At 55.3% G+C, this 19,316-nt stretch carries 19 protein-coding genes; 15 read left to right on the top strand and 4 right to left on the bottom strand.

The window, feature by feature from the left end; all coding sequences use genetic code 11:
* Nucleotides 1–183: 183 nt before the first annotated feature.
* Complete coding sequence (locus tag Q0778_RS12280; protein WP_298301013.1) at nt 184–1,383, bottom strand: LL-diaminopimelate aminotransferase; 1,200 nt, start codon at nt 1,381–1,383, stop codon at nt 184–186.
* A gap of 188 nt (nt 1,384–1,571) precedes the next feature.
* On the opposite strand from Q0778_RS12280, the gene Q0778_RS12275 reads away from it, so the two are divergent.
* The 8 genes from Q0778_RS12275 (at nt 1,572) to Q0778_RS12240 (ending at nt 8,972) form a co-directional block, all read left to right on the top strand.
* Nucleotides 1,572–3,545, top strand: coding sequence for an alpha/beta fold hydrolase (locus Q0778_RS12275; RefSeq protein WP_298336423.1), 1,974 nt, complete (start codon nt 1,572–1,574; stop codon nt 3,543–3,545).
* 151 nt (nt 3,546–3,696) lie between these two features.
* Nucleotides 3,697–4,440, top strand: coding sequence for a phasin family protein (locus Q0778_RS12270; RefSeq protein ID WP_298336421.1), 744 nt, complete (start codon nt 3,697–3,699; stop codon nt 4,438–4,440).
* A 231-nt stretch (nt 4,441–4,671) separates the two neighbouring features.
* Nucleotides 4,672–5,085 carry an ATP-dependent Clp protease adapter ClpS gene (gene clpS, locus Q0778_RS12265; RefSeq protein WP_298301007.1) on the top strand — a complete coding sequence of 138 codons (414 nt, stop codon included), beginning with the start codon at nt 4,672–4,674 and terminating at the stop codon, nt 5,083–5,085.
* 27 nt (nt 5,086–5,112) lie between these two features.
* A complete protein-coding gene (locus Q0778_RS12260) occupies nt 5,113–5,613 on the top strand; it encodes a DUF427 domain-containing protein (protein ID WP_298336419.1) in 501 nt (166 codons plus the stop codon).
* Between the two features lie 127 nt (nt 5,614–5,740).
* Nucleotides 5,741–6,997, top strand: coding sequence for an LptF/LptG family permease (locus Q0778_RS12255; RefSeq protein ID WP_298303304.1), 1,257 nt, complete (start codon nt 5,741–5,743; stop codon nt 6,995–6,997).
* Nucleotides 6,998–7,015: 18 nt separating this feature from the next.
* On the top strand, nt 7,016–8,113 hold the full coding sequence (gene lptG, locus Q0778_RS12250; protein WP_298301003.1) for an LPS export ABC transporter permease LptG: 1,098 nt from the start codon (nt 7,016–7,018) through the stop codon (nt 8,111–8,113).
* Nucleotides 8,110–8,628 (top strand): GNAT family N-acetyltransferase, encoded by a 519-nt coding sequence (locus Q0778_RS12245; protein WP_298336417.1) that lies wholly within the window; start codon nt 8,110–8,112, stop codon nt 8,626–8,628. Before lptG ends, Q0778_RS12245 begins: the two co-directional genes overlap by 4 nt.
* Nucleotides 8,629–8,669: 41 nt before the next feature.
* The gene (locus tag Q0778_RS12240) at nt 8,670–8,972 is read left to right on the top strand and encodes a hypothetical protein (protein WP_298301000.1); all 303 of its coding nucleotides are present in this window, start codon (nt 8,670–8,672) and stop codon (nt 8,970–8,972) included.
* 10 nt (nt 8,973–8,982) lie between these two features.
* On the opposite strand, the gene Q0778_RS12235 is transcribed toward Q0778_RS12240, so the two are convergent.
* Nucleotides 8,983–10,077, bottom strand: a complete 1,095-nt coding sequence (locus Q0778_RS12235) for a fatty acid desaturase (protein WP_298300998.1) — start codon at nt 10,075–10,077, stop codon at nt 8,983–8,985.
* A 180-nt stretch (nt 10,078–10,257) separates the two neighbouring features.
* Between Q0778_RS12235 and Q0778_RS12230 the strand changes: the two genes are divergently transcribed.
* The 5 genes from Q0778_RS12230 to Q0778_RS12210 all read left to right on the top strand — a co-directional run bounded on the left by Q0778_RS12230 (nt 10,258) and on the right by Q0778_RS12210 (nt 14,863).
* Nucleotides 10,258–11,430 (top strand): N-acetyltransferase, encoded by a 1,173-nt coding sequence (locus Q0778_RS12230; protein ID WP_298336415.1) that lies wholly within the window; start codon nt 10,258–10,260, stop codon nt 11,428–11,430.
* Between the two features lie 309 nt (nt 11,431–11,739).
* Nucleotides 11,740–12,513 carry a response regulator gene (locus tag Q0778_RS12225; RefSeq protein WP_298337645.1) on the top strand — a complete coding sequence of 258 codons (774 nt, stop codon included), beginning with the start codon at nt 11,740–11,742 and terminating at the stop codon, nt 12,511–12,513.
* Between the two features lie 206 nt (nt 12,514–12,719).
* A complete protein-coding gene (locus tag Q0778_RS12220) occupies nt 12,720–12,938 on the top strand; it encodes a NepR family anti-sigma factor (protein ID WP_298336413.1) in 219 nt (72 codons plus the stop codon).
* A 122-nt stretch (nt 12,939–13,060) separates the two neighbouring features.
* The gene (locus Q0778_RS12215) at nt 13,061–13,570 is read left to right on the top strand and encodes a sigma-70 family RNA polymerase sigma factor (RefSeq protein WP_298300990.1); all 510 of its coding nucleotides are present in this window, start codon (nt 13,061–13,063) and stop codon (nt 13,568–13,570) included.
* Between the two features lie 84 nt (nt 13,571–13,654).
* Nucleotides 13,655–14,863: an AI-2E family transporter gene (locus Q0778_RS12210; protein ID WP_298300988.1), complete on the top strand. Its 1,209-nt coding sequence runs from the start codon at nt 13,655–13,657 to the stop codon at nt 14,861–14,863.
* A 2-nt stretch (nt 14,864–14,865) separates the two neighbouring features.
* On the opposite strand, the gene Q0778_RS12205 is transcribed toward Q0778_RS12210, so the two are convergent.
* The gene (locus Q0778_RS12205; RefSeq protein WP_298336411.1) at nt 14,866–16,131 is read right to left on the bottom strand and encodes a cation:dicarboxylase symporter family transporter; all 1,266 of its coding nucleotides are present in this window, start codon (nt 16,129–16,131) and stop codon (nt 14,866–14,868) included.
* Between the two features lie 118 nt (nt 16,132–16,249).
* Here Q0778_RS12205 and glmM point away from each other — a divergent pair, with 118 nt between their 5' ends.
* Nucleotides 16,250–17,587 carry a phosphoglucosamine mutase gene (glmM, locus tag Q0778_RS12200; RefSeq protein ID WP_298336409.1) on the top strand — a complete coding sequence of 446 codons (1,338 nt, stop codon included), beginning with the start codon at nt 16,250–16,252 and terminating at the stop codon, nt 17,585–17,587.
* A gap of 14 nt (nt 17,588–17,601) precedes the next feature.
* The gene (thiD, locus tag Q0778_RS12195) at nt 17,602–18,399 is read left to right on the top strand and encodes a bifunctional hydroxymethylpyrimidine kinase/phosphomethylpyrimidine kinase (RefSeq protein WP_298300982.1); all 798 of its coding nucleotides are present in this window, start codon (nt 17,602–17,604) and stop codon (nt 18,397–18,399) included.
* Here the strand turns inward: thiD and Q0778_RS12190 are convergent.
* Nucleotides 18,396–19,295 carry a TIGR00730 family Rossman fold protein gene (locus tag Q0778_RS12190; protein WP_298300980.1) on the bottom strand — a complete coding sequence of 300 codons (900 nt, stop codon included), beginning with the start codon at nt 19,293–19,295 and terminating at the stop codon, nt 18,396–18,398. The two genes, thiD and Q0778_RS12190, sit on opposite strands and share 4 nt — an antisense overlap.
* Between the last annotated feature and the right edge of the window lie 21 nt (nt 19,296–19,316).

Raw genomic sequence — 19,316 nt, 5'->3', positions numbered from 1 at the left:
TCGGAGCACGCCGATCAATTCGCTCAATTACCGCCTGCTGCCTCTTGGTAAGGGGCCGCAGTTGATACGACGACATGGATCACTCCTACTTAGTTCTGTTAACACCGGCTTACATCATGATCCGGCCAGTTGTAAAACGACACAAACCGCCGCGCGCGTTTGATTCAATTCCCCCCTTAGAAATCAAACCACAGGAGAGTTAACTCCCATTGAAGAAAGGTACCTTTTCAGATTTCTCGCAGCTTGACGAAGCCTTTGTTCGTTTTCGACCATTGCTATTCTCACGAAGCCCTCCCCTTCTTCGCCGTAACCTACTCCCGGCGCCACAGCTACTTTGGCCTCAATCAGCAATTGCTTTGAAAACTCAAGGCTACCCATCGCTTTGAGGGCTGGCGGAAGCGGAGCCCAAGCAAACATGGAGGCTGGTGGTGGCGGAATCTCCCAACCGGCACGCCCAAACGCTTCGACCATGACATCACGGCGCTTTTGATAAAGCTGCCTATTCGATTCAACGATATCTTGAGGCCCGTTGAGTGCAGCGCAAGCGGCCGCTTGGATTGGTGTGAAGGCGCCATAATCGAGGTACGACTTCACCCGCGTGAGCGCCGCGATGAGTTGCTTATTGCCCACTGCAAAGCCCATTCGCCAACCGGCCATGGAGTAGGTCTTGCTCATGCTGGTAAATTCGACTGCGACATCTTTTGCGCCGGGCACTTGCATGATCGACGGTGTCGGATTGCCGTCGTAATAAAGCTCCGAATAAGCGAGATCGGAAAGGACCCAAACCTCATTCTCGCGCGCCCATGCAACGAGCCGCTCATAGAAGGCCAGATCGACCACTTCTGATGTCGGGTTGGAAGGATAGCTCACAACCAATACACTTGGCCGGGGAACGGTGAAATTCATCGCGCTTTCGAGCGAACGCCAATATTCTTCGTCCGGTGTCGTTGGAACCGCGCGAATTGTAGCGCCTGCTATAATGAAGCCGAATGTGTGGATCGGATAAGACGGGTTGGGCGCAAGCACCACATCTCCAGGAGCAGTGATCGCGGTTGCCAGACTGCCGAGCCCCTCTTTGGAGCCCATCGTCACAACAACTTCTGTCTCAGGATCAAGATCGACCCCAAAACGGCGCTCATAATAGTTTGCCTGAGCTCGCCTTAAACCAGGAATGCCTTTCGATTGCGAATAGCCATGCGCATCCGGTTTTGCAGCGACTTCACAGAGCTTATCGATCACATGCTGAGGAGGAGGCTGGTCAGGATTGCCCATGCCCAAATCGATAATGTCTTCGCCCGCCTGCCGCGCGGCGTGACGCATCGAATTGACTTCGGCAATCACATACGGCGGAAGCCGTTTCATTCGATAGAATTGTTCGTCCATCAGTTCCTGCCCGAGCGGTTTATCCAGCCTTCAATCTGTGAAAGCCGCTACCAATTTGCCGAATATTCTATCCGACCTCAGTCACTATATATCGCGCTTTCGCAAAGCCGCCACAAGATAGAGCTATCAGGGTGGCAAATCCTAGTATCGGAGAATAAGGTAAGGCCATCATAAACGGATTGGCGAAAATGGCTGACAAAGAAAAAGACGGAACAGGGACAGGTTTCCCGTTCGACACTATGGCCCCTCTTAACTCTTTGATGGAGAAGCAGGGCGAGGCCATGCGCGCGCTTTTTGGACAGGTGACCTCTGGACACAGTCCAGGCACGGCCACGCCGATTGCAAGCCTTCCTGAGGGCATGGAGCCAAGTGATTTTGGAGACCTGGCTGAATGGACCAAGGCCAGCGCCGAGATGCAGCAGATGTGGTTCACATTCGTGATGGGTCAGGCAACCAAGGTCGCTGCAAAAGGTGCCTCAGGCAAAAATCTGCTCGATCCAGCACAATGGCTCCTGGTGTCTCAGAGCATGGTCAAAACGCTACCCGAGGACATTCTAAAAAAGGGCGCGAAAGCGACAGGCGATGTCATGAAATTCTGGCAGAGCGTCGCGTCGCAAATGATGAGCGGCGTGGGCGAAATTGCCGGAGCGGTGACCGGAAGCATTGGTGCGGATGGGACCTCCAAATTGCCCCGCAAGGATCGGCGCTTCGCAGATAAAGCCTGGAGCGAGAACCCCGCATTCGCTCTGCTGCATCAGACCTATCTTATGTTGACGGAGTATTTTCAGCAAGCTGCCTCCAATATGGAAGGCATCGAAGACGACAAGAAAGTCCAGCTTAAATTCGCGGTGAACGCTCTTTCTGAGGCCATGAGCCCAGGCAATTTCCTGCTCACCAATCCTGTGGTACTCAAACGCACAGTGGAGACCCGCGGACAGAACCTTGTGAGAGGGCTTCGTCATCTCATCGCAGATCTCGAACGCGGGCAGCTCACCCATACCGATCCCAATGCATTTACCCTCGGTGAGAACCTCGCGGCCACGCCAGGCAAGGTGGTAGCTCAGACCCCGCTCTATCAACTCATTCAATATTCGCCCTCTACCAAAGAGGTGTACGATGTGCCGCTGGTGATCTTCCCGCCCTGGATCAACCGCTTCTACATTCTCGACCTGACGGCCAAAAAGAGCTTCATCAAATGGGCTGTCGATCAAGGCATCACTGTCTTTGTCGTGAGCTGGAAATCCGCCGATGAGAGCCTGAAAGATGTGGTGTGGGACGACTATATACGAGGCCAAATCGAAGCAATCGAAACCATCCGTGAGCGGCTAAATGTGCCGAGTGTTCACACAATTGGATATTGTGTCGCTGGGACCACGCTGGCAGCAACCCTCGCAGTGCTTGCCGAGCGAGACCAAGCAGAGAAGGTCAAGAGCGCAACCTTCTTTACGGCGCAGGTCGATTTTGAGCGCAGCGGCGAGCTCAAGCACTTTATTGGTGACGATCAGCTTGAGATGATCGGTCAACTTTCGCCCGATGGTTATCTCGACGGGCGCTACCTCGCCGCCACCTTTAATGCGCTTCGGGGTAAGGATCTCATCTGGAATTATGTGATCAACAATTACCTTTTGGGCGACGACTACCCGGCTTTCGACCTGCTGCACTGGAATGGAGATGTCACCAATCTGCCTGCCAAATGGCACAATGATTATCTGCGTGACCTTTATCGCGACAATAAACTAGTGGTGCCCGGCGCTCTGCACGCAGACGGAACGCCAATTGACCTCACCAAGGTGGAAACACCAACCTTTGTGCAAGCAGGGCGAGAGGATCATATTGCTCCGGCCGAAAGTGTGTGGCGGCTAACCGATCATTTCAAAGGGCCGCTTGAGTTTCTGCTGGCAGGCTCTGGCCACATCGCTGGCGTTGTGAATCACCCCGATGCCGGCAAATATCAGTATTGGCTCGGCGATAAGGACGCAGGCTCGCTTTCTGAGTTCATCGAAAGCGCAACCGAGTATCCAGGAAGCTGGTGGCCGCATTGGTTGGAATGGCTGGATACCCAGGACAGCAAGAAGGTCACGGCAACGGGTAAGCGCAAGCCTGGCGGGCGCGGCGATAAAGTGATCGAAGACGCCCCTGGTGGATATGTGAAATCGCGTTGAGCGGTCAAAGAATCTTTGCCGCAGCCTCCATGAAATCCGGTTAACCTATTGCTTTGAAAACTTATTGCAGGTTTTTGTGCGCTGCACAAAAAGGCCTTGACTTCGCACTTGCACTCGCTATTTTGTGCAGTGCAACAAACAGGAGTAAGTCATGGCTGAAGCCAGTAACACATCGAAGATCGATGCCGCAGCTGAAAAGGCCTATGCCGAGGCTGCTGCTAAGAAAGCACCGGCTGCAAAGCCCGCTGCCAAAGCAAAGACAGTAAAGAAGCCCGCCACAACTGCAGCAAAGAAAACCGCCGCAGCGAGCAAGGCTCCAGTCAAGAAAGCCTCGGCCAAAAAGCCAGTGGCAAAGAAAGCTGCGGCGAAGAAAGCCCCAGCCAAGAGAGTACCAGTTAAAGCAGCCGCAAAGGCGGTCGACATCAACCCAGTTTCAAAACTCAAGGACACTATCATGGCAACCGCAGAAAAAGCTGATTTCACCGCACAAGCTAAAGAACTCGCCGCTGACGTGCAGACCCGCGTAAAGGGCGCTTACGGCAAAGCAACCGAGCTTGCTTCTGAAGCTGGCGAATTCAACAAAGCCAACGTCGAAGCCGTCGTTGAAAGCGGCAAGATCCTTTTCACTGGCGCACAAGATATGGTGAAGTCAGACGTTGAAACCGGCAAGACCGTTTTCGAAATCGTCACTGAAGATGCCAAGAAAGTCGCTGCGATCAAGTCTCCAACCGAGCTGTTCGAACTTCAGGGCGAAATCGCTCGCCGCAACTTCGACGCAGCCGTTTCTTTTGGCTCGAAGCGCACCGAAGCAATCGTCAAGCTTTACAATGACGCATTTGCTCCGATCTCGAACCGCGTCAGCGTTGCCGCTGAGAAGGTTTCAAAGGCTGCTTAACAGCAACCTTCGATCAGATTTCTAGGCCGGGTCTCTCCTCTCTCTCTTCAACCCGGTTTAAGAAAGCGCGCGAAAGCGCATGGGCCAGAAAGACCATCCCCCCGGTCTTTCTGGCCCTTTTCATTTGTGCTGGATATTTGCGATTAACGGACCCCACTTTGCTGCGAGAAACTGCTGCATCGGTGCGGTCTTGGCTTGCACAGGTGGAAACGAATCCCATAATGGGGGTTCATGTCCACCGTTGATCCTTACCTTGCTGACATCGTCGCGCTTGAAAGCCTCATTTGCAGAGGTGCGTCTAGCGCAGACACGGACAAGCCCGACGGAGGTGATGATACGGATGACGGCGATGCGCAGGTTGGCGTTGCCACGCAAACTCGCACCAAGCCCAAGAGGCCGAGCCAGTACAAAGTGCTCATGCTCAACGATGACTACACGCCGATGGAATTCGTGGTGATGGTGTTGAAGCGATTCTTCGGAATGGACCTCGAGCAGGCGACACGTGTCATGTTGCATGTCCATCAAAAGGGTGTCGGTGTTTGCGGGATCTTTCCGTATGAGGTGGCTGAAACCAAGGTCAATCAAGTGATGGACTTTGCGCGACAAAATCAGCACCCGCTTCAGTGCACTCTTGAAAAGGCCTGACCTGAGGCCTTTAGAGGGAATACGCAGATGATCAGTCATCCCAAACCCGACCCAGTGGGACCGGGGCAGGAAAGTGTTTGGGACTACCCTCGTCCCGCAATTTGCGAACCCACAAAGCGCCGCGTCCAAATCATCCACGAAGGCGCCAAGCTGGTCGATAGCAGCTCTGCCTGGAGAACCCTCGAGACGAGCCACCCACCCACTTATTACATCCCGCAAGCCGACATTGCGATGGATCATCTTTGTGCCAACCCACGCCGGACTATTTGTGAGTGGAAAGGGCAGGCGCGATATTACGATATCGTGGTGGACCGTGACAGAATTTCGGCTGGAGCATGGAGCTACGCCTCGCCCACGCCTAACTTCGCGAACATCCGCGGCTATGTTGCTTTTTATCCTGACCTGCTCGACCAATGCCTGATTGATGGCGAACAAATCACCCCGCAGCCAGGGCAATTCTATGGTGGTTGGATTAGCCAGTATGAAGCAGGACCGTTTAAGGGCATTCCGGGCAGTCAGTTCTGGTAAATGCTTTGACCGGCACCACATATGCGTGGAAGCGCGGAGCAATGGGGGCATGACGCGCGCGCAATTTGCCGCTAGGGCGCTTCATGAGCTCCTAAGCAAAGACAGGTGAGCCCCGAGAGCGAATGTGCTGAACTTCATTCCCAGTATTGACCGCTATATTTTTCGGCTCGTGATCGTGCCGATGCTTGGTGTGTTCGCGTTGGCAGCGAGCTTGCTGATGCTAGACAAGATGCTGCGCCTGTTTGATTTTGTCGCTGTGGAAGGCGGGCCGATCGCAGTGGTCTTCAAAATGCTCGGCGCGCTGATCCCGGAATATGCCAGCCTCGCCATTCCCTTGGGCCTTTTGCTCGGCGTGCTCTTTGCCTTCCGCAAGCTCGCAACGTCGTCCGAGCTCGACACCATGCGCGCAGTGGGACTTTCCTATTGGCGACTATTGCGCGTGCCCTACGCGATTACCGTGGTGCTTGTGGCGGTCAATGTAGCGCTGGTCTTCTACATCCAGCCGCTCAGCCGCTATTATTATGAGCAGATGGAGTATGAGCTGCGTTCAGGGGCGCTCGGTGCCTCGATCAAAGTTGGCGAATTCACTACTTTGGCAGATCGCATGGCGCTGCGAATTGAGCAGAGCGAGGACGAAGGCCAGCGCCTGATGGGTATTTTCGCTCGCGTCTCAAACAGCCAGGATCAGGTGCTCTCGATAAGCGCGCGCGAAGGCTCATTCATGGCGACGAGCGATGATCCCGACACGATCATTCTGCGCCTCACCGAAGGGACCATCGTCCAAGACACTGGCAGCGAAACGCCTCGAGTCCTGTCCTTCTCACGCCACGATCTCCCGATCGATCTGCCCGCAATTGAAGAATTCCGTGCCCGCGGCGAGGGAAGCAGGGAGTATATTCTCCCCGAGCTGCTCAGCATCGGCTGGGCCGATGAGAACGCCACCGAGGCTGAACGCGATGCGACACAAGCAAGCTTCAACTATCGCATGGTCGAAATTGTGATGATGCTGTTGATGCCGCTTTTGGCGGTGGCGCTTGCTATCCCACCCAAGAGATCGACCAGCGCGCTGGGAGTGTTTGCCTCGATTGTCATGGTCGTCGCCTATCACAAAATAAACCAATATGGAGAAGACATCGCCACACTCGGCAGGATCGATCCGATCATCGCATTGTGGGGACCTTTCGTCCTTTTTGGGGCGCTGATCTTGTGGATGTATCATCGCACTGCTCATGTGCCGGGCGGACAAGCCTTAGGGGCGCTCGAGCGTGTTTTCGACAAGATCGGCAAGCAATTGGGTAAACTGTTTGCTGGACCGCAACCCAAATCCCTTGTCGCCGATCATCAGGCCGAAGCCGAGGATCCACGAATGGCCCCGGCGGAATAGAAACAAGCATCACATCCCATGCAACTCGATTTTTTCCCTTCGCGTTCGTTGACGCTCTATCTGGCGAAGATGTTCGTTGTGCGCATTCTGGCGGTGCTGGTTATGCTGGTGCTGGTGTTGATGGCGCTCGATCTGCTGGGCAATACGGGTGATATCCTCGCGCCTGAAGGCAACGGGCAGGCCGAGATTCTGAAATATGTAAGTCTGCGCGTGCCTCAGCTCATATCGCGCTTCCTACCATACTCCGTGCTATTGGCGACGCTCATCACCTTGGTGACGCTCAACCAGAATAGCGAGGTTGTGGCGATGAAGGCGGCGGGGCTTTCTGCGCATCAAGTGCTCTCGCCACTACTTCTTACAGCCGCTTTGGTGTCAGTCATCAGCTTCGGTTTCAACGAGCGGATCGTCACCCGCGCAAACTCGACCATCAAGGCATGGGAAGCGGTCGAATATGGGCCAATCCCGGAAGACTCAGGGGTGCGCGCCAATGTTTATTTGACAGATGGTGAGAACATTCTGACCGCAGTTTCCATGCGTGGTACAGGCGCGAATATCGAGCTTTCCAATGTCACCTGGTATGCGCGCGGCCCTGGCGGTATTATCCGCGAACAGATCCGCAGTGACAAAGCCACCTACGCCGCGCCTGGTTGGCAGCTTGACGGAGCAAAGCGGTTTGATGTTGGCAGCGCGGAGACAGAGGATCTTCCAACGCTAGTCGTGGGCGAAACACTCACTCCGGATCAGATTGATCTCCAATCGGTTGATCCGGATGGCCAGAGCTTTTGGGAGCTGTCCGAGACTATCGATTCATTTGAAGCGGTAGGTAGGCGCACCTCCGAAATGCGCGCGAAATGGTGGCACCGTATCTCAGGTCCGCTATCGGCGCTGCTGATGCCGCTCCTCGGCTCGATAGCGGCGTTTGGTTTGGCGCGATCGGGACAGCTTTTTGTCCGCGCAGTGATCGGCATGGCCTTGGGTTTTGCCTATTTCGTGGTCGACAATGCGGCACTCGCCATGGGCAGCTTTGGCGGATACCCGCCTTTCCTCGCCGCTTGGGCACCGTTCCTGCTGTTCTTGCTGGTGGGTGAGACCGTCCTCATTCGAACCGAAGAATGAGTGACTTTTCGATCCGTCTTGCGCGTGCGGAAGACGCAGAAGCTTATCACGAGGTAGAAGAGGACGCAGCGCAGCTGCTAGCGGAAGAGCCAAGTCTTGCCGGTATCCCGGTCCCGCCCAGCCGCGAACCGGACGAATATCGCGCAATGATCCGGCAGCGCCATTGCCTGACTGCGGTCAGCAAAGATTGCGTCGTAGGCTTCGCGGCGTCGCGTCGACATAGGAATGAAGTCCACTTGCACGAGCTGAGTGTCGCGACTGCGTTCCAGCGTCAGCGTATCGGTGCAACCCTGATGAATGCGCTGAAGATCGACTGCAAGAACAGCGGCATTCGGGCGATAACATTGCACACTTATCGCGACATCCCTTGGAACGCGCCGTTCTATGAGCGCCACGGATTTGTAGTTGTGGAGGACTTGGAAACCTACCCACGTTTAGCCGCCGGCCATGCGGCCGCTGTCGAATTTGGCCTTCCCGCAGAGAGACGCTGCGCAATGATCCATTTCATCGAGTAGTTCCGATGCTATGTGCAAGGTGGGTTTAGGAGAACACGTCCATGCAACGCCTTATTCAAATAAGCAGTATCAGCCTCGCACTCATGCTAGCCGGATGCCAAGAAGAGACGGAAGAGTCTGCTGATATAACTGAGGCAATCCCGCTCAACTCAGATGACTCATCTCCTGATGCCGCGGGGGAAGGTGGTGAAGAAGCTTCGGGTGATAGCTCTAACCTTTCCGCCGCATCTTCCGATGGTGAAACGTCAGGCGAAAGGTCGCTTCCAGAGTCCATGCAATCAGGCAGCAATCCGCCTAACATGACTGAGCCTCCCAAAGGCTCCAAAGTCCAAAGGGTCAACTGATCTTGATGAATTAGCGTGGCAGCATCGTGCTGCGAGCAATTCGACCCACAAGAGTGAACATGCCGGGATGGTTCGCGCCTTCATAGGTTGAACCGTCACCGAGTTCACGTGCCAGCCGACGGTGCGCCTCGGGCAGGTCATGATAGGGCATAGAAGGCATCAAGTGATGCAGAGCATGATAGCGTAGGCCCACAGGAGCCCAAATCTCCGCGACAATGCCCGGAGGCGGCACATTCACACTGTCCAGAAATTGCGCGGTGACGGTCATTGGCTCACCTTCATTCTCCCACAAATGCGCGACCAAAGTGCGCAGTTGATTGAGGAGAGCTGTGAAGGAGACAACAGCAAGGGCTATAAGCAATGGTTTCCAACCAATAACCGATGGGCTGACGATAAGCGCGATTGCCCAAAGGCTCGCTCCAATCTGCTGCCACCTCACGCGCTTCGCAAAATCACCGGTTGCAGGCTTGCGGCGGAAATCCGGATTGATCGAAAGCGAAGAGGCCCGCTCCCACACCAGTCTACGCACTGGTGGAATGATCAATCCGAGCGGCACCAACACACCGGAGCGCACTATCAACGCAATTGGCGCAAGCAGTGCGACAATCACGAACAGCGGCAGGCTCCAGGGTTTCATCAAAGCCAGTGGCAAATACTCAGGGTCTTCAATCGTCCCATATTGCGTGCGCTTGTGGTGGATGACATGAACGCCCTCATACATGAAGCTGGGCGTCAAAAGCGGAATGCCAACCAGAAGGTTCCAACCCAATCGAAAACCGGGCAGCGCGCTCTTGTGAATATGGGTAAGCTCGTGAATGAACATCAGCGAGCGATAGAGGGCGAGCGAGGCCACCAATCCTGCAATAATCGCGACAGCCAGATTGCTCGTCAGGATTGCAAGCGCAATTCCTCCATAGCCAGCAGCGGTCGAGATCAGCATATCGGGCCAATAAATGCTTCCTCGCGCTTCGCCTAAGTCCTTGGTCAAATCGCGCGCTGCGCGAAGCATGTCCTTATCATCCGCGCTCTGAAAATCCTCGCGTTTTGCGCGAGGTTTGAGAGCGTCAGCTGAGTTGTTTGAGGCAATAGGTTGGTGCATCGTCATCAATATTGGGTTTCCTAGCGCTACCCCTTACCGCATAGGGGCACAAAGGCGCAAACGCGGTCATTTGATCAGAGTGATCGATTGGCTTGCGTGTTTCCTTCGGGCAAAGGGACAGCACATTGATAAAAATCAAAATGCACAAGAACAAACGACCAGAAAAGGTACTGGGAGCGCGAATAAATGGTTTCAACTGAAGGCGATTCAACCCTGGCTATCGAGCCGGTCGAGGGCAAAAAAGGGCGCGCGCGCTTCGTTGATCTGGGGCGCACTTTTGCAGCTCGGGTTGAAAACTCGGTTCCACAATTGCGTTCTGAGCAGCTTGAATTGCTCAACCCGGACAAGAACCCATTCTTCGGTCATGCCCACGCCCAACTCTTTATCGCCATGCGCGATGGTCGACCCGTAGGGCGCATCTCTGCCCATATAGATGAGTTGGCTCTCGAAATGTCGGCCGAGCAGGGCTTCGGTCCGGGCACAGGACTGTTTGGCTATTTCGATGCTGAAGATAAGGACGTTGCAAGACTTCTCCTTGAGACCGCACAAGACTGGCTGCGTAGTCAGGGGATGACCCGCAGCGTAGGCCCTATATCTATGTCGGTTTGGGAAGAACCAGGTCTGCTCGTAAAGGGGCAAGACCACGCGCCGGTCATTATGATGGGACACCATCCGGCACACTATGCCAGGTGGATCGAGAACGCTGGCTATATTCGGGCAAAAACGCTCTATACCTATGATCTCGACATCAGCAAAGAGTTCCCGCCGCTTGTTCAAAGGATTGTGAAATCGGGTGAGCGCAACAAGAGGATCACCGTTCGTCCGGTCAGAAAGAAGGATTGGGATGCTGAGGTCGCCAAAATTCTCGGAATCCTCAATGATGCCTGGTCAGACAATTGGGGCTTTGTGCCACTGACACCCGAAGAAGTTGCATACACGGGCATCAAACTGAAGCCAGTGATCCATCAAGAGCTAAACATGATAGCGGAAGTCGAAGGCAAGCCAGTGGCCTTCATGCTGACTTTTCCCGATGTCAATTATGCATTGGCGAAATCAGGAGGCAAACTTTTCCCGACTGGTTGGTGGCACCTCCTCAAATGGGCACGCAATCCGCAGAATTGCGATATGCGCGTTCCACTCATGGGCGTATTGAAAGAGTATCAAAGTTCACGCCTCGCAAGCCAGTTGGCCTTTATGATGATCAGCTATATTCGCCGCAATGCCTCGGCGAAATTCCAGTCAAAGCGCGCCGAAATCGGTTGGATACTAGATGACAACCAAGGAATGGTGGCAATCGCCGATGCAATCGACAGTTCAATCAACCGCGAATATGCGATCTATGCAAAGCCGCTTGATTGATCGTCGGCGGAGTATTCCGCGCGGACTTCCCTTCGAAGCCTAACAAAAAAGGCCTCCACTCGAATGAGTGAAGGCCTTTCGGGATCTTGCTGCCGACCACATGGACGGGAGGGGGGTCAGGCCAGCAACAGTAGCATAATGCGTGACCATGCCGGAGGTTCCCGGGAAACCACACTTTTTTGGTTTCAGCTTTGCGTCGACCCATCGTAAGGTCCATAGACCCGCAACCGGAAGGGGATGTCCATCGGGACATGGATTGGTAATCTGGCCGCCGAGTGCGCCACAAAGAACGATTTTCTGGAGATGATTGTGTCACTCAGTCAACAACTTGCGAGCGACCTTCCCTTTCTTCGCCGCTATGCGCGAGCGCTCAGCGGCTCTCAGGAGACTGGTGATGCAATGGTCCGCGTCACACTTGAGCAAGCACTTGGCGACGAGGCACTCAAAGAATCTCTGAACGAGGGTCGACTTGCGCTTTATCGTACATTTCACGCGGTCCTCGACCATGACAAACTCACAATCGACCCTAGCTCCATCCCGGGCTCAAAAGAAGCGAACGCTGTCGCCAAGCTGCAAGCGATTACGGACAGCAAGCGACACGCGCTTTTGTTGACGACTGTTGAAGAATTCACGCCGCGCCAAGCGGCACAGATTCTCAGGCTTGATACGAACCAAGTCGAAGCGCTAGTCCAAGATGCTGTTTCGGAAATTGACGCGGAACAAAAAACACGTGTCCTGATCATTGAGGATGAACCGATGATCATGATGCAGCTTGAAGATCTGGTCATGTCACTCGAACATGAAGTGTGCGGAACGGCAACCACTCGCTCCGAGGCGCTCAACGCGTTCGAAAATAAGCAGCCCGGCCTCGTGCTTGCGGATATTCAATTGGCTGATGGAACATCAGGCTTGGACGCGGTCGAAGACATTCTCGGTCGCAGTGAGGTGCCGGTCGTCTTTATCACCGCCTATCCGGAGCGCCTTTTGACAGGCGACCGGCTTGAGCCAACTTATCTCGTGACAAAGCCGTTCCGCGAGCAAACCGTCAAAGCAGCCATCAGTCAGGCTTTGTTTTTCGGCTAGCCGAAAAAATGGATAAGCAAGTTTATTTGTCAGGCTACAGCGTCTAATGCTGTTTACATGGATAAGTTTGTCCAGCCCAATGAATCGAGGGAACATTTGCGCAGCTTGCAGGTTTCATCACTACCTCCACCGTTCGGTCATGCGCTCGGTGGCGATAGTACGCCAGCAGCATCTTCTGTTGGCGATGGGATGATGCAGGTTCGTAAATGAGCTCAGCGAGAAAACCGGACAAGAATAAGGCTGCCAAAGGCGCGGATGCGCGCTCAGGTGAAGCTACCGATGCTCCGGCTTGGGCTCAGGGGCTTAAACAGCTCTACGATTCGGTGGTGGATGAACCATTGCCGGATAGTTTCAAGAACCTGCTCGATGCTTTCGATGATGGCACTGGGCCCGGCGATGATGCCGGCACCGGAAAGCCTGATTAGTGGCGGCAGAGAACACTTCATCCAAACTCTCCGCTAAACAGCGCTCAGACTTCAAACGCGAGTTAACCGACGTAATCCCGCACCTTCGCGCATTCGCGCGTGGGTTGTGTGGAAGGGCAGACATGGCCGACGACCTTGTGCAAGAGGCACTTCTCAAAGCCTGGGCAGCACAAGAGAGGTTTGAGCCGGGCACATCAATGCGGGCATGGACCTTCGTGATTTTGCGCAACGCCTACCTCACGGACATGCGGCGCAACCGCTTCCGCGGCACCTATGATGAAGGGGTGGCCGAGCGCATTCTTACGCAGCCAGCTGCGCAAGAAGAACCGATCCACCTCTCCGATATGCACCGCGCACTTTTGACCCTGCCCCCTGAGCGGCGCGAGGCACTCTTGCTGGTTGGCGCAGGCGGATTTTCTTATGAAGAAGCTGCGCAGATTTGTGACTGTGCGCTTGGCACAATCAAAAGCCGTGTTGGCCGCGCGCGCGCAGCCCTGAACGAGATGCTCTCCAAGGACAATATTCCTGGCCGCTCTCCCAATGACCTGGTTGCGCATGGCGCGATCCTTGATGAGCTGGACGAAGTCGTTGCCGGCGCGAAGAGCACCGGTAGCGAAAAAGCCACGGATTAGGCTCAATTTGAGCACGCGCTGAAGAGCGGACTTGGCGCATTGCGGCCCGTCTCATAGTGTACCCTTGGGGGACCGTGCGCGAGAATGAACCAACAACCACCAGACAGACCGATTGAAGGGCTTGGCAACGGGCCCGCAGAGCGGCTGGACAAACACGGTCCTCGCTTTGCCCAGCAAGAGCTAAGGCTCATGTCGGCTTTGGTAATGCTCCTCGGCATCGGCCTGTTTCTCGCGTTGCCGTTCGTTCTTTCGATAGGCTCGGTCGTATTCTTGCCTCTTGTGACGGCGGTGCTGCTTTCCATCCTGCTCTCTCCACTTGCAGACCGGCTTACCAAACTCGGCCTTCCCAATGTCCTCGCCTCGCTGGGATCGCTCTTGGTTTTCTTAGGAGTGGTTTTCCTTGCTCTGGGTCTGATCCTGCAGCCCGCGCTCGACTTGTTTGATCAAATCCCGGAAATCTCAGGCCAAGTGGGTCAACGCTTCGAAGACTTGCGCGGCGAGTTTGAATGGCTTGCAATTGCCAATGCCGAGATTGCTCAGATTATGGGAGACACCGGAACGTCGCAGGTGGTCCTCGCCACGCCAAGCCTTTTGGAAGAGATCGCCTTTGCCACGCCTTCGGTGTTGGTCTCTGTGCTGATCATGGTGCTGATGGCCTTCTTCATGATCGAAGCGCGTGTCCGGATGCGGCGGCACTTGCTGTTTGATCGGGCAAGTTTTGGATCGAGCGTAAAGGCTGCGCGCGCCATCCGTGAGGTGCAAGATCGGGTAGCCGCATACATCATGACTGTTGGCTGCATTAACGCAGGGGTCGGAGTGGTCGTCGCGTTAGGCGCTTGGGCCCTTGGTGTTGACGCTCCTATTATGTGGGGCGGCCTTGCGATGATCCTCAATTTCATCCCATACATCGGACCGTTAGCGATGACTGCACTGCTGGCGCTGTTCGGGCTCGGCACAGCAGAAACGGTTTGGTTGGGGATGATACCTGCACTCGCCTATCTTGGATTGAATGCGATTGAGGGCAATGTGATCACTCCATCAATCTTGGGTGCGCGCTTCACAATGAGCCCAGTGATGATCCTGATTTCGCTCTCCTACTTCACATGGATCTGGGGTGTTCCAGGTGCCCTTTTGTCAGTGCCGATCCTGCTGACGCTGACCGCATTGTTCGACCATATTGGCAGACCTAACCTCGTGGGCTTTGTATTCGGAGAACCCTTATTCAAAGGGGATATACAGGAGCGCGGGCTGGAAGACGAACAAGCTGGTCCTATGCCAATGGGGCCTCAATAGTCCTAGCCTTCCCCACGATCCACAGCACTCGTCACCGCGACATTCATAGTCACGTTGGCCAGAGTGCGCATGATGTCAGGCAACATTTCCACCGCAACCAGCAGGGCAAGCGGCTCAATCGGAACGCCCATCGCGATCGCAATCGGACCGATCGAAACCACAAAGCTGATCGAGCCGGGTAAGCTGACAGAACCAACGCTGATGATAAGCGAAACCAGAATTCCCGCGATCGCGAGAGGCAATGTGATTTCAACACCCGCAAGCGATGCGACGTACATCGCAACAGCCACATTCATCGCCGGACTGGTTGCACGGAAAATCGCGACCGCCAGAGGCAAAACGAACTCGCTCGTGGTCGAACGCAGCCTCAGTCGGCTGGCGCTGTCGAGCATTGCCGGGAGGCTCGCCAGCGAGCTTTGGGTCGAAACAGCCACCGCCTGAGCAGGGGCCACGTTGCGAGCGAAGCGCCAGGGATTGATTCCACCCAATACCCACGCGACCACATAAGCGAGCAATAAGGTAAATCCGCCCATGGCCGATACAATCAGGATGTAGTGCGCCAAAGCTGCAAAGGCTCCGCCACCGCTCCGCATTCCCACTCCAAAAGCGAGAGCAAAGACGCCCACCGGCGCGATCCACAGTACCCAACCAATGATCAAAAGCATCGCGTTAGCCAGTGCATGGAAGAACCCCATCAGCGACGCATTCTGCTTCTCAGGAAGCCGTGAGATGGCAATCGCGAACAGCGCGAAGAATATCGTCAGCGGCAGCATCGCGGTCTCGCCTGCGGCCGCGATGATATTGGGTGCGACCAGTGATCCCAGAAAGTCAAGAATGTCGGGTACGGCGAGCTCGTCATCGGGCACTTCGGCGAGAAACCCACTCGCGCTTTCGGGAATGGGAAAGATGTCTAGGAGCAGCGGCATGACCACCGCCGTGAAGATGCCACCCACAATCAAAACGCCGAATACAAGCGCCAAAAACCGCCTCGCAGCGGCACCAGCTCGTGCGGCCTGAACCATTTGCGCAAGCCCGAGCACCAGCAGCGCCGCAACGAGCGGGATAATCGTCATCTGCAAACTGCGCAGCCACAGTGACCCTACGATACCAAGTGACTGCAAGAGCCGTTGCGGCAAATCAGCACCTGAAACTGCCACGCCAAGGCCAAGTCCCAAGATCAGCGCTGCAAAGGTCGCGATCACAGGCAGACGGATTGTGACCAGTTCAAATCCGCTCTCTCGCGCGGTTGTTACGGGTTTATCGCTCAAAAATCGGTCCTTTGCGTGTTTCGCTGCCTTCCCTTCGAGCGATAACCGCGCCAGAAGGCTGTGACAAACGTAAGCGGCCAATTGGCCACACATTGAATATTGGGGACCAATCACAGCGATGACACGCAAGTTTTTTGGCACAGACGGCATCAGAGGCCGCACCAATGCAGGCGTAATGACCGCACAAACCGCGATGCGCGTTGGACAAGCTGCGGGCAACTACTTCGTGCGTGGCACCCACCGTCACCGCGTCGTTATCGGAAAGGACACTCGGCTCTCAGGCTATATGATGGAAAGCGCCCTGGTCGCAGGCTTCACCAGTGTGGGCATGGATGTGATCATGACAGGCCCGCTACCAACACCGGCAATCGCACTCCTCACCCGAGAGATGAGAGCGGATTTGGGCGTGATGATATCTGCCAGCCACAACCTCTTCCCCGACAATGGGATCAAGCTTTTCGGACCCGATGGATTTAAGTTGTCAGACGAGACTGAGGCTGAGATCGAAGCCCTTTTAGAGGTCGAGCCTAAGCTCGCTACCGCAGAAAACATCGGTCGCGCACGCCGGATTGAGGATGCACGTGGTCGTTATATTCACGCGGTCAAAAACTCGGTTGGCAATGAAGTGCGCTTCGATGGGCTCAAGGTGGTGGTCGACTGCGCCAATGGCGCGGCGTATCAGGTTGCGCCATCGGCGATCTGGGAATTGGGAGCGGAGATTGTCACTCTGGGTGTCAATCCTAATGGCACCAACATCAACGATGGAGTGGGCTCCACCTCGATTGAAGCGCTTCAGGCCAAAGTCGTCGAAGAATGTGCTCATATCGGGATTGCGTTGGACGGTGATGCCGATCGGCTGATCGTTGTCGACGAAAAAGGGCGAAAGGTCGATGGCGACCAGATAATGGCACTTATCGCCACACGCATGCACGAAAAAGGCTCACTTAAGGGTGGCGGCGTTGTCGCGACGGTGATGTCAAATCTGGGGCTAGAGCGCTATCTGCAAACTCAAGGCCTGACGCTCGAGCGCTCCAAGGTGGGCGACCGTTATGTCCTCGAACGCATGAAGGAAGGCGGTTTCAACGTCGGCGGCGAGCAATCAGGGCACATGATTATGCTCGACCACACCACCACGGGCGATGGCACGGTTGCGGCGATGCGGGTCCTCTCCTCGCTGGTGCGCTCCAGCAAGCCAGCAAGCGAGATCCTGCATCTGTTCGATCCTGTTCCTCAGTTGCTCAAAAATGTGCGTTATGAGGCGGGTGCACCGCTCGAGAATGCTGATGTTCAGAAGGCTATCGCCAATGCTGAGGCGGAGCTGGAAGGCGAAGGACGGCTGGTGATCCGCCCTTCTGGTACAGAGCCAGTGATCCGTGTGATGGCCGAAGGCGACGATGCCAGCCAGGTTGAAGCCGTTGTTGACCGGGTGTGCGAAGCGGTTCGCGGCGCGGCCTAGGGAAAAGCAGTTCCATGGCCTCCCCTCCCCGCATTTTGACCATAGCTGGCTCAGACTCCTCTGGTGGCGCAGGCATTCAGGCTGACATCAAAACCATCACCATGCTGGGTGGCTATGCGATGAGTGCAATCACCACAGTGACGGCACAAAACAGTGTCGGCGTGCAGGCGATCGCACCCATGGCTGGCAGCGTTGTTGCGACCCAAATCGCGTCTTGCGTGGACGATATCGGAGTGGATGCGGTCAAGATTGGTATGCTTCATGATGCCGATGTGATTGCCCATGTGGCGGAAGCATTAGAGGATATCGAGGCGCCAATTGTGATCGATCCAGTGATGATCGCGACCAGCGGAGCGGCCCTCATCGACCCCGAGGCGATCACCGCCTTGCGTGAAAAGATGTTCCCACTCGCCAGCCTTATCACGCCGAATTTGCCCGAGCTCTCACACCTGTTGGAACGCAATCTCACCAACACAGCACAAATGGTTGAGGCCGCAGAAATCCTCTCAAATCAGACCGGAACCGCTGTGCTTGCCAAAGGTGGACACACCGAAGATGAGCGAGTCATCGATCTGCTCTACGAACCGCAAGGGCGCGCTGTGCAATTTGACCATGCCCGGATCGACACGCCGCACACTCATGGTACAGGGTGCACACTGTCTTCGGCCATCACAACATTGCTAGGCCACGGACAGAGCCTTGAAAACGCAGTGCGACTAGGCCGGCAATTCGTAGTTCGCGCTATTCAAAACGCGCCAGGCTATGGCGCGGGGAACGGCCCGCTCGGCCATCAGGCCGTACGAAACCCTTAGTCCAGCCCGTAGAACTCTGCGATATGCTCCCACGCTTCATCGGCAGTTTCGCACCAATGGAAAAGGTCCAGATCCTTCTTTGAGATCGTCCCTTCCTCGGCAATCGCTTGGAAATCGATCACGCGGGTCCAGAAATTCTTGCCGAACAACAGGATAGGAAGTGGCTTCATCTTTCCGGTCTGAATCAGCGTCAGAAGCTCAAAGAACTCATCGAAGGTGCCGAAACCACCCGGGAACACAGCCACCGCGCGAGCGCGCAGCAGGAAGTGCATCTTGCGAAGCGCAAAATAGTGGAAATTGAGCGAGAGGTACGGCGTTACATAAGAATTCGGTGCCTGCTCGTGAGGCAGGATGATGTTGAGGCCAATGGACTCGCTGCCAGCATCGCTTGCCCCGCGATTGGCGGCCTCCATGATCGAAGGGCCACCACCTGAGCACACAACAAACTGGCGCTTGCCTTCTTCAATGATGGCCTTTTGCGAAACCAACCTCGCGAGTTTGTAAGCCTCGTCATAGTATTTCGCCTTCGCTGCGAGGTTCGCAGCAACCTTTTGATCCCACTCATCGCCATTCTTTGCTGCATCAATCTTGGCCTGCGCCTCCTCTTGCGAAGGGATGCGCGCAGAACCATACATGACCATTGTCGAGCCCACGCGCGCCTCGTCCAGAATCATTTCGGGCTTTAAAAGCTCAAGCTGAAAACGCACCGGCCGAAGCTCATCGCGGAGCAGGAAATCTGTATCACGAAAGGCAAGTTTATACGCGGGATGCTCAGTTTGAGGCGTCCTGTCAGGCGCCTCATCAGCAAAACGGCTTTCTTCTTCAGCCGGATAGAACTTACGGCTCACCAGATTGTGATCGTTGCCGTGGCTCGTATTATTCGTTTCTTTTTTCATTCGGGTGACCTAGGCGCGCGG

The sequence above is a fragment of the uncultured Erythrobacter sp. genome (assembly GCF_947502395.1).
GTDB lineage: Bacteria > Pseudomonadota > Alphaproteobacteria > Sphingomonadales > Sphingomonadaceae > Erythrobacter.
Note: the sequence above shows the minus strand (reverse complement) of the source record. Positions and strands in the feature narration are given on the sequence as shown.